The 14,697-nt window shown below is 60.3% G+C and carries 12 protein-coding genes; 3 read left to right on the top strand and 9 right to left on the bottom strand.

Going from position 1 to position 14,697, the window contains the following annotated elements:
* Position 1 precedes the first annotated feature (1 nt).
* On the top strand, positions 2-1,621 hold the full coding sequence (locus AC3Y64_RS24755; RefSeq protein WP_489985569.1) for a DUF2300 domain-containing protein: 1,620 nt from the start codon (positions 2-4) through the stop codon (positions 1,619-1,621).
* A gap of 3 nt (positions 1,622-1,624) precedes the next feature.
* The gene (locus tag AC3Y64_RS24750; protein ID WP_489985568.1) at positions 1,625-2,437 is read left to right on the top strand and encodes a YfaP family protein; all 813 of its coding nucleotides are present in this window, start codon (positions 1,625-1,627) and stop codon (positions 2,435-2,437) included.
* 355 nt (positions 2,438-2,792) lie between these two features.
* On the opposite strand, the gene AC3Y64_RS24745 is transcribed toward AC3Y64_RS24750, so the two are convergent.
* The 9 genes from AC3Y64_RS24745 to exaC all read right to left on the bottom strand — a co-directional run bounded on the left by AC3Y64_RS24745 (position 2,793) and on the right by exaC (position 12,258).
* Positions 2,793-3,536 (bottom strand): S24 family peptidase, encoded by a 744-nt coding sequence (locus AC3Y64_RS24745; RefSeq protein WP_489985567.1) that lies wholly within the window; start codon positions 3,534-3,536, stop codon positions 2,793-2,795.
* Between the two features lie 222 nt (positions 3,537-3,758).
* Positions 3,759-4,286: an inorganic diphosphatase gene (gene ppa, locus AC3Y64_RS24740; RefSeq protein ID WP_003205933.1), complete on the bottom strand. Its 528-nt coding sequence runs from the start codon at positions 4,284-4,286 to the stop codon at positions 3,759-3,761.
* A gap of 112 nt (positions 4,287-4,398) precedes the next feature.
* Positions 4,399-5,211 carry a M90 family metallopeptidase gene (locus AC3Y64_RS24735; RefSeq protein ID WP_489985566.1) on the bottom strand — a complete coding sequence of 271 codons (813 nt, stop codon included), beginning with the start codon at positions 5,209-5,211 and terminating at the stop codon, positions 4,399-4,401.
* 3 nt (positions 5,212-5,214) lie between these two features.
* The gene (locus tag AC3Y64_RS24730) at positions 5,215-5,865 is read right to left on the bottom strand and encodes a DedA family protein (protein WP_489985565.1); all 651 of its coding nucleotides are present in this window, start codon (positions 5,863-5,865) and stop codon (positions 5,215-5,217) included.
* Between the two features lie 230 nt (positions 5,866-6,095).
* Complete coding sequence (locus tag AC3Y64_RS24725; RefSeq protein WP_003228592.1) at positions 6,096-6,557, bottom strand: GNAT family N-acetyltransferase; 462 nt, start codon at positions 6,555-6,557, stop codon at positions 6,096-6,098.
* 115 nt (positions 6,558-6,672) lie between these two features.
* The gene (eutC, locus tag AC3Y64_RS24720) at positions 6,673-7,506 is read right to left on the bottom strand and encodes an ethanolamine ammonia-lyase subunit EutC (RefSeq protein WP_489985564.1); all 834 of its coding nucleotides are present in this window, start codon (positions 7,504-7,506) and stop codon (positions 6,673-6,675) included.
* Positions 7,503-8,897, bottom strand: coding sequence for an ethanolamine ammonia-lyase subunit EutB (locus AC3Y64_RS24715; protein WP_489985563.1), 1,395 nt, complete (start codon positions 8,895-8,897; stop codon positions 7,503-7,505). The genes eutC and AC3Y64_RS24715 overlap by 4 nt, the downstream gene beginning before the upstream one ends.
* A gap of 164 nt (positions 8,898-9,061) precedes the next feature.
* Complete coding sequence (gene eat / locus AC3Y64_RS24710) at positions 9,062-10,432, bottom strand: ethanolamine permease (RefSeq protein WP_489985562.1); 1,371 nt, start codon at positions 10,430-10,432, stop codon at positions 9,062-9,064.
* Positions 10,433-10,737: 305 nt separating this feature from the next.
* Positions 10,738-12,258: an acetaldehyde dehydrogenase ExaC gene (gene exaC, locus AC3Y64_RS24705; protein WP_489985561.1), complete on the bottom strand. Its 1,521-nt coding sequence runs from the start codon at positions 12,256-12,258 to the stop codon at positions 10,738-10,740.
* 378 nt (positions 12,259-12,636) lie between these two features.
* On the opposite strand from exaC, the gene AC3Y64_RS24700 reads away from it, so the two are divergent.
* Positions 12,637-14,547 carry a sigma-54-dependent Fis family transcriptional regulator gene (locus tag AC3Y64_RS24700; protein WP_489985560.1) on the top strand — a complete coding sequence of 637 codons (1,911 nt, stop codon included), beginning with the start codon at positions 12,637-12,639 and terminating at the stop codon, positions 14,545-14,547.
* Positions 14,548-14,697 lie beyond the last annotated feature (150 nt).

The raw sequence follows: 14,697 nt of genomic DNA, 5'->3' as shown, positions 1-14,697 counted from the left end.
CATGACCCGGCCGCTGCTGTGGCTGCTGATGTGTGTGATTCCTGCGCTGGCGACGGCGCAGGACGAACCGCTGCGTGTGGCGTACAAGGACGAGCTGCTGTCGCTGAGTCAGACGCAACTGATCAAACGTGAACCGTTGCCGTCATCGCTGGAGACGCCGCTGGGCAGTCTGTGGAAGTTGTTCGTCTATGCGTGGCTGGTCGATACCGGGGCGCGTGAACCGGCGTATGAGTGTCGCGGACAGTCGAAGGAAGAGGTTTATTGCTGCACGGCGGGGGGCAAGGTTGAGCGTGATCAGGCCTTGGTGAAATCCTGCGGGTTGTATTTCGAGCCTGCGCGGTTAGGCATTGCGGCGGCGGATTGGCGTGCGTATTGGCAGGCGCGGCAGGCGCCGTCGTGGTTGCTGGATTTGCCGTCGGTGCAACCGGCGCAACGGGTTTCCGTGGTTGAGTTACTCAAAACATTGGCCACTTTGCCGGCGCAGGATCAGGCGCGTCGAGTGCTGCTCGATGTGGTGCTGAACGCGGCTGACGGCAATGTCGTCGGCGAATTGGGCGGGCGTCTGCGGGTGAAAACCTGGAGCTGGCTCGGTGATCAGGACCCGCAATCGAGACAGGGTGGTTTCGCTGGCTGGACGGTCGATGGCGCGCCAGTATGGGCGGGCGGTCGCGGGACCAGTCAGATGGTTCTACGCCATTACGGACAGGCATTGGCGACGGTGTTGCCTGTGGCGTGGCCGGCAGAGGCGGGGCGTTGTGTTGAAGTCGGACTGTTCTCTCGTTATCCGCTTAGGCGCGTTTCGACTGGCGAGCGAGTGGTGACCTCCGGTCTGCTGCAGGGCGACTACCGCGTCGAATTCGCCAACGGCAACGCGCTGGATATCCACAGCGACGGCGAGCTGTTTCTGCTCAACGACAAACTCGTTGCAAGGCTTGATCGCGAAGAGTACGTCGCCCGAGTGCTGGAGCGCGAAGCCAAACCCGAACCCGCTGAAGCCGCCAAAGCCCTCGCGGTAGCTATCCGCACGTATTTACTGCAAAACGCCACGCGCAACGGCGATTGTCTGAGCATCGACGACAGCAGCAATCGCCAACGTGTAGCGCCGCGCCCGGCCTCGGCCGAATCACGCAACGTCGCCGCATGGACAGCAGATTTGGTTTTGGCCGGAAGCACCGTCACCTATCACTCCGATCAACCCGGCCCGGACAAACTCGCCTGGCAACAAGCCGTCGAGCAAGCCTATGCCGGTCAGCGCTACGACGCCATTCTGCTGCATGCCTATCCGCGCGCCAGCCTCAGCCGCTGGGACAATCCGGTCGCCTCCTGCGAAGCGCTGCCCGCCGCGCAAGACTGGTTGCAAAAACAACGTCGCGGCTGGCGTCCGAAGCTGGAAAGCGAAACCGGCTACAACGAAGTCAGCACTTTCGCCGTGTGCAAACTCGCCTTCGGTCGTCCCTTCGTCGACCGCGAACGCCAACGTATCTATGTGCGCGGCGTACTGACCTTGCAGGATCGCCTCGACCTGACCCACGAATATCTGCACCTGGCGTTTGAAGCTCATCCCAACGGCCAGGATGAAACCTACATCGAAGGGCTCGCCCGTCATCTTTTGCTGGAATAGACCATGACACTCCGTTATCCACAGGTCTTGCTGCTGCTCTGCACATTGACTGCGCTATCGCCGGCCTTCGCCGCCAACAGCGTCAAACTCGACACCCCTGTCGGCGGCTGGCGCAGCGGCGCGCCCGAAGGTGAGGGCGAAAGTTTCCGCCAGACGGTCAACTACCCGGCCTCGTCGGTCAACACCCCGGTCGGCCAGGCCAACACCGCCCGCATCAGCGGCGAAATCAAATCCGCGCCGAAAGGTAACGAGCCTGGGCGACTGATCGTCAACGGCGTCAGCATGCCGCTGAAAATCGACGCCAGCGGCCGCTTCGACCGCCCGTTTTCCTTCCCCAACGGCAGCAACAGCGTCGAAGTCCGCAGCCCCGACGGCCAACAACGCCACCGCACCCAATTCCTCAACACCAGCGGCGGCGCCACCCCGGCGAAACTGCGCGTACTGCTGGCGTGGGACAGCGACGGCACCGACCTCGACCTGCACCTCGTCACTCCCGACGGTGCACACATCTGGTACGGCAACCGTACCGCCGCCAACGGCGCCGCGCTCGACGTCGACGTCACCACCGGCTACGGCCCGGAAATCTTCGCCATGCCGGCACCGATCAAGGGCCAGTATCTGGTGTATGTGAATTATTACGGCGGAGGGTATCGCGGTGATGACGAGGGAGGGGATGAAGCCGTGCAACCGTTGACTACTGCGCAGGTGACGGTGATCACCGAAGAAGGCACGCCGAGCGAGAAGATGGAGACGTTCCTGATCCCGATGCGCGCGGTGGGGGAGTTGACGTTGGTGAAGTCGTTTAGTTATCCGTGAGGGGGGGACTATCCGCACTTTCTTTCAGGCATTAAAAAGCCGGCTTGTGGCCGGCTTCTCGGGGACTGGCTTGGTTTATTTTTGGTAAACCGCGCCAGCCTTCAAAACGTACATCCGGATCTGCGTCCGGCTGTGGGACTTGGTCAGACGTTGGTCTGCCGCGTCGGGCGCTCTCTGAGCCGCAGGGCGGGTCGATGCGCAAATGTGGGGCGCAGGATACTGAGTTTTGCTGTGAATTCCCAGCCTGAAGTGCGGTTTAGAGCGACTGCTGCAGTAGAAATCAGGGATTTGTACTGTTTTTCAGGGCCTCATCGCGAGCGGGCTCACTCCTACAGGGGAGGTGCCAGCCGTCAGATCAGAGAAACGGCACCACCGGCCGGCGTTTGCTCAGGGTCGACCACCAGAACACCCAGCCCAGTATGTGAATTCTTTCCTCTTCGATCTGCGTGGGGCGGAAAACTTCGTCCGGGTATTCGGCGCTGTTGTGGCTGCGCATGCGCAGGCCGTTGCCGGGCATGCGGTGCAGGTATTTGATCCGCAGCATGCCGTCGTGTTCGACGGCGTAGATTTCGCCGTCGACGACTTGGGTCAGGCCGCGGTCGATCGCAACAATGGAGCCGTCTTCGATGCGCTCGGCCATGCTGTTGCCGATCATTTGCGCGCAGATGGCGTCTGAGTGCCGGATTTCCAGTTGATCAAGTTGGGTGCGGAGCAGGCGAATGGATTGATCCGGGTCCTGGACGACGTGGGTTTTTCCAGAGCCGTTGCTGAGCGGGGTTTCCTTGAAGAACGCCAGGTCGATGTCGTTGGGATCGATGACGGTGTAGACACCACGAATGGCTTGGGCGTCGAAGGTGTCGCCGTTGCTGGCGTTCTGCAGACGTGGCGATTCTTTGGTGCCTTCGCCGGTTTTCAGCCAGTCGCTGTTGACCGAGAGCAGGCGCGCGACTTCTTCCAGGCGATAGGCCGGCACACCCCGGGTGTACCAGTTGTGGACATTTTGGGCTTCCGTGCCCCAGAACTTGGCGAATCCCGTGGTGGTGATGTTCGCTGCTTCCAGGAGTGCCTTGAATCGTGGACCGCTAGTGTTCTTTCTCATAAACACGGAGTCTACGGCCGTGCTAGAGCGGTTTGAATAAACCCAGCGTTCAAAAAGCGTCTGTATTTTGCGACGGGATGTAAGACGCTCTTGTGGGAAATTACACAGGTTAAAACTTTGTTGTAGTCCGCAATAAACACGCTGTTTAAAGCGGTATTTCCCACACACAAAAAACCCCGGATCAACCGGGGTTTTTTCAAGCATCACGCGGGTCGCAGAAGCTTAGCCTTTGTAGGCAGCAACCGACTTGGTGATCGCTTCGCGGGCGGCGTCAGCACCGGCCCAGCCTTCGATCTTGACCCATTTGCCTTTTTCGAGATCTTTGTAGTTCGCAAAGAAGTGCTCGATCTGCTGGATCAGCAGTGGCGGCAGGTCGGTGTATTCCTTCACGTCGACGTACAGCTGGGACAGCTTGTCGTGTGGCACCGCGATGACTTTGGCATCGCCGCCGCCGTCGTCGGTCATGTTCAGGATGCCGACTGGACGTGCGCGGATCACCGAGCCTGGCGCAACCGGGTAAGGGGTTACAACCAGCACGTCGAGGGGATCACCGTCGTCAGCCAGGGTGTTCGGGATGTAACCGTAGTTGGCCGGGTAGAACATTGGGGTGGCCATGAAACGGTCAACGAACAGGCAATCGCTGTCTTTGTCGATTTCGTATTTGATCGGCGCGTGGTTGGCCGGGATCTCGATCGCGACGTAGATGTCGTTCGGCAGGTCTTTGCCAGCCGGAATCTTGCTGTAGCTCATTGGGCGTTGCCCCCGTAGTTGACCAAAAACACTTGGCCGGATTGACCAAAAAGTGGCGGCGATTATAGGCATATTCCTACGCCGACGCCACGTACCAGAAGTCGTGCAGCGCTTAGTCGTGCGCCTGATAGACCGGGTCTGTGGCCTGAAGTTGCCGCAACCTGCCCAACGGATCCTGACGGTAGAAAAGCTGCAGCTGCGCATAGACCTGTGGATAAGCCTCGTGCAGCAGATCCGGGGCGCTGAAGAAGTATTCGCTGGTCACCGCAAAGAATTCCGCAGGATTTTCGGCGGCGTAAGGATCGATGGCCGTTTCGGCATCGGGGTTGCGCTCGAGCTGGCCATCAAGATCGTCATAAGCGGCCTGCATTACCTCGGCCCAGTCGCTGACACGCATGTCGGCGTGCAAGGGTGGCAAACCGTTGGCGTCGCCGTTGAGCATGTCGAGCTTGTGCGCCAGTTCGTGGATCACCAGGTTGTAACCTTCCCAGCCACCACTGGCCATCACGCCCGGCCAGGCGAGGATGATCGGCCCCTGTTGCCAGGCTTCGCCGCTGTGCTCGCCATCCCACTCGTGCTCAACGCCGCTGGCGTCGCGATGGCGCTGCGGGCTGAGGAAGTCGTCGGGGTAGAGGACGATTTCGTGGAAACCCTGATACCAGTTCAAATCACCGAGGTTGAGCAGCGGCAATTGCGCCTGGGCCGCGAGCAACAGGCGTTGCTCCTGGTGCAGCTCGACGCCGGGCAGGGCGGTCAGGTGTTTTTCTTCTAGGAACAGCACGCAGGCTTCGCGTAGCCACTGGTCTTGCTCGGCAGTGATGCCATCGAGAAAGCTCAGGTGTTGGCGCACCCGTTGCCACGTGTCGTCGGCAATCGGGTGTTTCGCCAGGATGCGCCGGCGACGCCAGGCGCTCAGCGACCACATTGCTTAGTGCGATTCGGCTTTGCTGCCGCCGAAACGGCTGCGAACGACGCCAAGAATCATCGGCACCAGCGACAGCAGGATGATTGCGACCACCAGCAGCGACAGGTTTTTCTTGATGAACGGCACGTTGCCGAAGAAGTAACCCAGCGTCACCAGACCGCCAACCCAGAGGATGGTGCCGAGCACGCTGAAGCCGAAAAAGCGTGGGTACGGCATCCGCGCTACACCGGCGACGAACGGCGCAAAGGTACGGATGATCGGCAGGAAGCGCGCCAGGGTCACGGTCTTGCCGCCGTGCTTGTCATAGAAATCGTGGGTTTTCTGCAGGTAGTCGCGACGGAAGATCTTCGAATTGGGATTGCTGAACAGTTTTTCCCCCGCCGTTCGTCCGATCACGTAGTTGGTACTGTCACCCATGATCGCTGCCAGCATCAGCAAGCCGCCCAGCAACACGGGGTCCATGCCCCCGCCAGCCGCCACGGCCCCGGCAATGAACAGCAGCGAATCGCCCGGCAGGAACGGCATCACCACCAGACCGGTTTCACAGAAGATCACCAGAAACAGGATGGCGTAGATCCATGGCCCATAGTTGTTCACCAGCAAATCGAGGTAAACGTCGAGATGCAGGATAAGGTCGAGCGGGTTGAAATCCATGGGGGCACCTGTTTGACGGCCCGACTCGGCAGGCCTGTGCGGATGACTTCGTGTAAGCCTACAGCGGGGTGTAGTTTTTCTTACAAGCCGGAAAGATCGGGATTATACGGTCTGAAGGACGAAAAGCGCGTTGGTTTTGTAGCGGGGGATGTCGAGGTGTGAACAATTGTCAGGGATGTGATTTGTGTTTCTGAGGGAGCGGGCTCCCTCATCACAGGTTGTAGGCGCGATCAGAGCTCGTCGCTGATCGGCAGTACATAGTTCTTGAACTCGGTGTCTTCCTTGAACCCGATGGATTCGTAGGTTTTCTGCGCGACTTCGTTATTGCTGCTGGTGGAAACGCGCATGCGCACGGCTTGGGTTTCCTTGGCCATTTTCTTCGCGGTGCGGATCAGGTTGTCGGCGACCAGTTGGCGGCGGGCGTCTTCGGCGACATAAATGTCGTTGAGGATCCACACGCGCTTGAGCGACAGCGAGGAAAAGCTTGGGTAGAGCTGGCAGAAGCCCATCAGTTTCTTGTCGTCATCATCGGCCAGGGCCAGATAAATCACCGATTCCTTGCGACGCAGGCGCTTTTCGAGGAAGGCGCGGGAGGAATCCGGGTAAGGCAGGGAACCGTAGAACTCGCGATATTTGACGAACAACGGGGTCAACAAATCCAGATGTTCGAGGGTCGCTTGAATAATCCGCATGATAGGTCTCGTCTTCAAGTGGCTGTCTTCAACTGCTCTGACGGCGATGGGAAACCCGGGCGGCCGTGCATCGATCCTGCCTGAAACCGGCGCAGAAACGCAATGCGGAAACGGTTCAGGTTGTGGGCGGGTCGAGTAGGAAATTGCCTTTCATGTCTACACCGGCATCCGATTCCAGCGTCTGAACCTGTGCTTCGTCCTTCAAGTTGACCCCCGACAACTGCCGTCGACAAGCCTCACGCATCAGATACAGCAAGCGATGCGCCGCCATGCCGTAGCTCAAGCCTTCGAGCCGCACGTTGGAGATGCAATTGCGGTAGGCATCGGTCAGGCCGATTTTTGGATTGTAGGTGAAATATAAACCGAGACTGTCCGGCGAGCTGAGGCCCGGCCGCTCTCCGATCAGCATCACCAGCATTTTTGCGCCGAGCAACTGGCCGATTTCATCACCGACCGCGACGCGGCCCTGTTCCACCAGCACGACCGGTGCAATCGACCAGTCATCGCCGGCCATTTGTTCTTCCAGGCGGGTGAGAAACCCAAGCGTATGTCGGTGCACCGCCAGCGCCGACAACCCGTCCGCCACAACAATTGCCAGATCCACGCCGCCCGGATGCGCCGCCGCATAGTCACGCAGGCTTTGCGCTGAGTCATCGCTGAGCTTGCGCCCCAGATCCGGGCGTTGCAGATAGGTGTTGCGATCCACGGCGGCGCTGTGCAGCAGCAGGCTTTCGCGCCCGCGCTCTGCCAGTTGCGCACTAAGGCCAGCGTGATCGAACGGCAGATGCACAGCATCGCGTGCCTGGGCGTGGGCGAACTGGAAATCCAGTTGCGCGCTGGTCGGCAGGCTGGTGCCGGTGCGACCCAGAGCGATGCGCGCCGGGGTCAGTCGGCGTAGTTCCAGCCAAGGGTTTTGCGGGTCGACGGGTGGTTTTTCCATACGGCTCATCCCAGTTGCGCCAGTGCCTGGCGGAAGGCCGGCGGCAAGTTGTTACCGAAGCGCACCTTGCCGTCCGCCTGAGTGAAGATGCCCATGTTCGCCAGCCATTGCTCGAACTCCGGGGCCGGTTTCAGGCCCAGGGTCTGGCGCGCGTAGAGCGCGTCGTGGAACGAGGTGGTCTGATAGTTGAGCATGATGTCGTCGGAGCCGGGGATGCCCATGATGAAGTTGATCCCGGCAACCCCCAAGAGCGTCAGCAGGGTGTCCATGTCGTCCTGATCGGCTTCAGCGTGGTTGGTGTAGCAGATGTCGCAACCCATCGGCACGCCGAGCAATTTGCCGCAGAAATGGTCTTCGAGGCCGGCGCGGATGATCTGTTTGCCGTTGTAGAGGTATTCCGGGCCGATAAATCCTACGACAGTGTTCACCAGGAACGGCTTGAAATGTCGCGCCACGGCGTAGGCCCGTGTCTCGCAGGTCTGTTGGTCAACGCCATGATGGGCGTTGGCCGACAGCGCGCTGCCCTGACCGGTCTCGAAATACATCAGGTTCTGCCCGAGGGTGCCGCGACTCAGACTCAGGCCGGCGTCATAGCCTTCCTGCAAGACATTCAGGTTTATGCCGAAACTGGCGTTGGCCGCTTCGGTGCCGGCAATCGACTGGAACACCAGATCCAGCGGCACGCCTCGGTTGATCGCCTCGATGGACGTGGTCACGTGGGTCAGTACGCAAGCCTGGGTCGGGATGTCGTAGCGCTGGATGATCGCGTCGAGCATTTCCAGCATCGCGCAGATCGAGGCAATGCTGTCGGTGGCCGGGTTGATGCCGATCATCGCGTCGCCATTACCGTAGAGCAGGCCGTCGAGAATGCTTGCGGCGATGCCGGAAGGCTCGTCGGTCGGGTGATTCGGTTGCAGGCGCGTCGACAGGCGACCGCGCAGGCCAAGGGTGCCGCGAAACTTGGTCACCACGCGGATCTTCTGCGCCACCAGCACCAGATCCTGCACGCGCATGATCTTCGACACGGCGGCGACCATTTCCGGGGTCAGGCCGGGGGCGAGGTTGCGCAGGCTGGTTTCGTCGGCGGCGTCGCTGAGCAGCCAGTCCCGGAAGCCGCCGACCGTGAGGTGGCTGACCACGGCGAAGGCCTGTGGGTCGTGGGTATCGATGATCAGCCGGGTGACTTCATCGGACTCATAAGGGATCAGCGCTTCCTGCAGGAAATGCGTGAGCGGGATGTCGGCCAAGGCCATTTGCGCGGCCACGCGCTCGCCGTCGTTGAGCGCGGCGACACCGGCGAGGAAATCTCCGGAACGCGCCGGGCTGGCCTTGGCCATGACGTCCTTGAGGCTGTCGAAGCGATAGGTCTGGGCGCCGACGGAATGGGCGAATGCGGCCACAATATCCTCCTGTAAACGATTAACCCGCTGTAGGAACTGCCGCAGGCTGCGATCTTTTGACCTTGATCTTCTTAACAGCAAGATCAAAAGATCGCAGCCTGCGGCAGCTCCTACAGGGTTCCAGCACAGTGCCTGACTGGGCGCTGTGCACTTTTATATGGCAGTCAGATACCTTCGAGCATAGCGTCTGCCGGCGCTTCGGAGCGTTGCTTGGCAGTCAGCTGGAAATACAGATACCCGGCGGCCATGAAACCGAGGAACACACAACCGATCAGTGTGTTGAACCACGCCATCGCCACCAGGCACACCACCGCCAGAAACAGCGCAATCGCCGGCACCACCGGATAGCCCGGCGCACGGAAGGTGCGTTCCAGATTCGGTTCGGTTTTGCGCAGTTTGAACAGGCTGAGCATGCTGATGATGTACATCACGATCGCGCCGAACACTGACATGGTGATCATCGCCGCCGTCAGGGTCATGCCTTGCAAATTGACCAGGCCGTCGCTGTAGATTGCCGCAATGCCGATCACGCCACCGGCCAGAATCGCCCGGTGCGGGGTCTGGAAGCGCGAGAGTTTGGCCAGCCCCTTAGGCAGATAACCGGCGCGGGCGAGGGCGAAGAACTGCCGCGAGTAACCGAGGATGATCCCGTGGAAACTCGCCACCAGCCCGAACAGGCCGATCCACACCAGCATGTGCATCCACGTCGAGTTATTGCCGACCACGGCTTTCATCGCCTGCGGCAGCGGATCGTTGATGTTCGATAGCTGACGCCAGTCGCCAACGCCGCCAGCCATGACCATCACGCCGATGGCCAGAAATACCAGGGTCAGGATGCCGCTGACGTAGGCCTTGGGAATCGTGCGTTTCGGGTCTTTGGCTTCTTCGGCCGCCATGGCCGCGCCTTCGATGGCGAGGAAGAACCAGATCGCAAAGGGTATTGCGGCAAAAATGCCCGGGATTGAGGCCACGGTGAACTCATTGGAGCCCGACCAGCCATTCAGAACGAAATTGCTGAAGCTGAAACCCGGCGCGACCACACCCATGAACACCAGCAACTCGGCGACGGCGAGTACGGTGACCACCAACTCGAAGGTCGCCGCGATGCTGACACCGAGAATATTCAGGGTCATGAAGACAAAATACGCACCGACGGCAGCGATCTTCGGATCAAGCTCCGGATACTGCACATTTAGATAAGCGCCGATGGCCATGGCAATCGCCGGTGGCGCGAAGACGAACTCGATCAGCGTGGCGATGCCGGCAATCAATCCGCCTTTCTCGCCGAACGCCCGACGGCTGTAAGCAAACGGCCCGCCGGCGTGTGGGATGGCGGTGGTCAATTCGGTAAAGCTAAAGATGAAGCAGGTGTACATCGTCGCGACCATCAACGCCGTGACCAGAAAACCCAGAGTTCCGGCGGTGCCCCAGCCGTAACTCCAGCCGAAGTATTCGCCGGAAATCACCAGGCCGACGGCAATGCCCCAGAGGTGCAGGGTGCCGAGTGTGGGTTTGAGCTGTGTGGTTGAAGTCATAAGTCCTCGCTGTTTTTTTTATTGTTCGATTTTTTGGACTTGCGGGTGCGGCGGTTGGGTGGATGGGTGCTGTTCACGCAGCGGCAATTTCAATGCAAAACCTGAGTGACGGGTACGCAAGGGCCGTGCCAGAGCGGCCAGACCTCTTGTGTTGTGTCATTCAGGACGCCATCGCTGGCGAGCCAGCTCCCACAGGGACTCTGTTGATCTCAATAATGGGGACACCACAGAAACCTGTGGGAGCTGGCTTGCCAGCGATGACATTTGAACGGGCGACACAGGAATATCCGTGTCGCCCTCAGGTTTTAGAAGAAGCCCAACGGATTGATGTCGTAGCTCACCAGCAGGTTTTTGGTCTGCTGATAGTGATCGAGCATCATCTTGTGGGTTTCACGGCCAACGCCGGACTTCTTGTAACCGCCAAACGCGGCATGCGCCGGGTACAGGTGGTAGCAGTTGGTCCACACGCGACCAGCCTTGATCGCACGGCCCATGCGGTAGGCGCGGTTGATGTCGCGGGTCCACAGGCCGGCGCCGAGGCCGAACTCGGTGTCGTTGGCAATCGCCAGGGCTTCGGCTTCGTCCTTGAACGTGGTGATGCTCACCACCGGGCCGAAGATCTCTTCCTGGAATACGCGCATCTTGTTGGTGCCCTTGAGCAGGGTCGGCTGGATGTAATAGCCGGTCGACAGGTTGCCCTCGAGTTTTTCCACCTTACCGCCAGTCAGCAGCTCGGCGCCTTCGCCCTTGGCAATTTCCAGGTACGAAAGGATTTTGTCGAATTGCTGCTCGGACGCCTGCGCGCCGACCATGGTGTCGGTGTCCAGCGGATCGCCGCGTTTGATTTGCAGGACTTTCTTCATCACGACGGCCATGAACTCGTCGTAGATCGATTCCTGTACCAGCGCGCGGGAAGGGCAGGTGCAGACTTCGCCCTGGTTGAAGAACGCCAGCACCAGACCTTCAGCGGCTTTTTCGATGAACGTCGGCTCGGCCTGCATGATGTCTTCGAAGAAGATGTTCGGCGACTTGCCGCCCAATTCCACGGTGGACGGAATGATGTTCTCGGCCGCGCATTTCATGATGTGCGAGCCGACCGGGGTCGAGCCGGTGAAAGCGATCTTGGCGATGCGTTTGCTGGTCGCCAGCGCTTCGCCGGCTTCTTTGCCATAGCCTTGAACAATGTTCAGCACGCCCGGTGGCAGCAGGTCGCCGATCAGTTCCAGCAACACGGTAATGCCCAGCGGAGTTTGCTCGGCGGGTTTCAGCACGACACAGTTGCCCGCCGCCAGCGCTGGCGCGAGTTTCCACGCCGCCATCAGGATCGGGAAGTTCCACGGGATGATCTGACCGACCACGCCCAGCGGTTCATGAATGTGGTACGCCACGGTGTTGCCGTCGATTTCGGCAGCGCTGCCTTCCTGGGCACGCAGGCAGCCCGCAAAGTAGCGGAAATGGTCGGCAGCCAGCGGGATGTCGGCGTTGAGGGTTTCGCGGATGGCTTTGCCGTTGTCCCAGGTTTCGGTGATCGCGAGCAGTTCGAGGTTCGCTTCGATGCGGTCGGCGATTTTCAGCAGCATCAGCGAGCGCGCCTGCACGGAGGTCGCGCCCCATGCGTCAGCTGCGGCGTGGGCGGCGTCCAGTGCCTTGTCGATGTCTTCGGCAGTGGAACGAGGGAATTCGGCAATCGGTTGGCCATTCACTGGCGAGGTGTTGGTGAAGTACTGACCTTTGACAGGCGCGACGAACTCGCCGCCGATGTAGTTACCGTACTTGCTCTTGAACGAGACTTTGGCGCCTTCAGTACCGGGGTGAGCGTAACGCATGATGATGTTCTCCTTGGCTTTGTACTTATTAGAGAAACGCGCAAGTGCGCTTGCTATAAGCGTAGAGCAAAGGTCGGACCACTGCCGCGCAGGGCAGGTAAATCAAGGGCTTGAGCGGTTTGTCTCGGACGAATGGATTGTGTCCGTGACGCTTTCGGTACAGGCACGGTGACAGTTTGTACCGCTTCTGGCACAGCCAGTGACCGGGCAGTCTTGCCAGCATTGCAAAGGTGGCCTGCCTGGAGGATGCTCAACCCACTCCACCCCTGTAGGAGCTGCCGAAGGCTGCGATCTTTTTTACCAAGCAAGCTCAAAAGATCGCAGCCTGCGGCAGCTCCTACAGGGTTTGCGTCGACCTTTCGGGGAGAACAATAAGAAATGCACGACAACCATTTGAGTCGCCATGCCCAACAGGTTCTCACCATTACCCAGGGCAAACCGCACTTGCACGGGCCGGGTGCCGATCCGTCGATTGCCCGTTCGTGGCTGCGCTGCCTTGAGGACTATCACCTCGACCCGGCACTGAGCATGGCGCCAACCGTGCTCGAACACGGGCGCGTGCTGGAAAGTCGCGAACGTCTGCAACAGGTTCTGCAGATCGCCGGCAATGAAATGAGCAGCCTGCACCAACAGCTCTCCGGTGCCGGCCATGCGGTGCTGTTGACCGACGCGCGCGGGGTGATCCTCAACTGCGTCACCGCACCCGCCGAGCGCAAGATCTTCGAACGCGCCGGGTTGTGGCTCGGTGCTGACTGGAGCGAGGCCTGCGAAGGCACCAACGGCATCGGCACCTGCCTGGTCGAGCGTCAGGCGCTGACCATTCATCAGGATGAACACTTCCGCGGCCGTCATACCGGCCTGACCTGTTCAGCGAGCCCGGTATTCGATCCCCACGGCGAACTGATGGCGGTACTTGACGTGTCGTCGGCGCGCCACGAGGTTTCGCGGCAGAGCCAGTTTCACACCATGGCGCTGGTCAATCTGTCGGCGAAGATGATTGAAAGCTGCTACTTCCTGCGCTGTTTCGATAATCAATGGTTGCTGCGTTTTCACCTTCAGGCCGAATCGGTCGGGCTGTTCAGCGAAGGGCTGCTGGCGTTCGACGGGGAAGGGCGGATCAGTGCGGTCAACCAGAGCGCGCTGAACCTGCTTGGACATATTCGCGGAGGATTGCTCGGTAAACCGGTCGAGGCGTTCTTCGATTGTTCGCTGGATGAGCTGCTCGGTCGCGCGAATGCCAATGCCAGCGCCAGTTGGCCGCTGCGCACCCGCGATGGCCGGCACCTGTTCGCGGTGTTGCGCGGTGAGTCGCGCAAACCGACGCCGGTCATGCCTGTGCCAGTCGTGGCCGAGGCACCGCGCCTGTCGGGCATTTGCCTGGGTGACGAAGCATTGCAGGCAGATTTCCGTAAAGCCTTGCGCGTGTTCGAGCGCGATGTGCCGTTGCTGATCAACGGCGAAACCGGCTCGGGCAAAGAGGCATTCGCCAAGGCGGTGCATCAGGCCAGTCAACGCTCGAGCAAAGCTTTCGTTGCGCTCAACTGCGCGGCCATTCCTGAAAGCCTGATCGAAAGCGAGTTGTTTGGCTATCGCGGCGGCAGCTTTACGGGTGCGCGCAAGGAGGGCATGCGCGGCAAGCTGCAGCAGGCCGACGGCGGCACGTTGTTCCTCGATGAAATCGGCGACATGCCGCTGGCCTTGCAGACACGGTTGCTGCGGGTGCTGGAGGATCGGCAGGTGGTGCCGATCGGTGGCGAACCGGAATCGGTCAACGTGCGGATCATCAGCGCTACCCACCGCAATCTGCTGGAGCGGGTTGCCGATGGCAGCTTCCGCGAGGATCTGTATTACCGGCTCAACGGTCTGGAAGTGGCACTGCCGGCGCTGCGCGCGCGCAGTGATAAATCGCAGCTGCTGGATTTTCTCCTGGCCGAAGAAGCGGGCGGTGAAACGGTAATGATCGACGAGCCGGCACGTCAGGCATTGCTGACGTTCAATTGGCCGGGGAATGTGCGGCAGTTGCGCAATGTCCTGCGCACATTGGCGGCGCTGTGTGATGAGGGGCGGATCGGGCTGGAGGATTTGCCGGTGATGATTCGGCAGGGGAGTGCGGCAGTACGAGCGGTTAATGAATCCGATCATCCGCTGGCAGATGCCGAACGGTCGGCTCTGCTCAATGCACTGGAACAAACCCGCTGGCACATGACGCACACGGCTCAACAACTGGGCGTCAGCCGCAATACGCTTTATCGAAAGCTACGCAAACACGGAATCGCCCGATCTGCGTAATCCGATCGTTCCCACGCTCTGCGTGGTAACGCCTCCCCGGACGCTCTGCGTCCGTTCTGGGCCGCAGAGCGTCCCGGGCTGCATGCCCACGCGGAGCGTGGGGACGATCATCTCGAGGCAGCTAAAGAGTGCGATTTCCCCCTCCCTACG

Source organism: Pseudomonas sp. 4CAES_32.4 (genome assembly GCF_058136335.1).
This window is presented reverse-complemented; position numbering and strand designations above follow the sequence as displayed.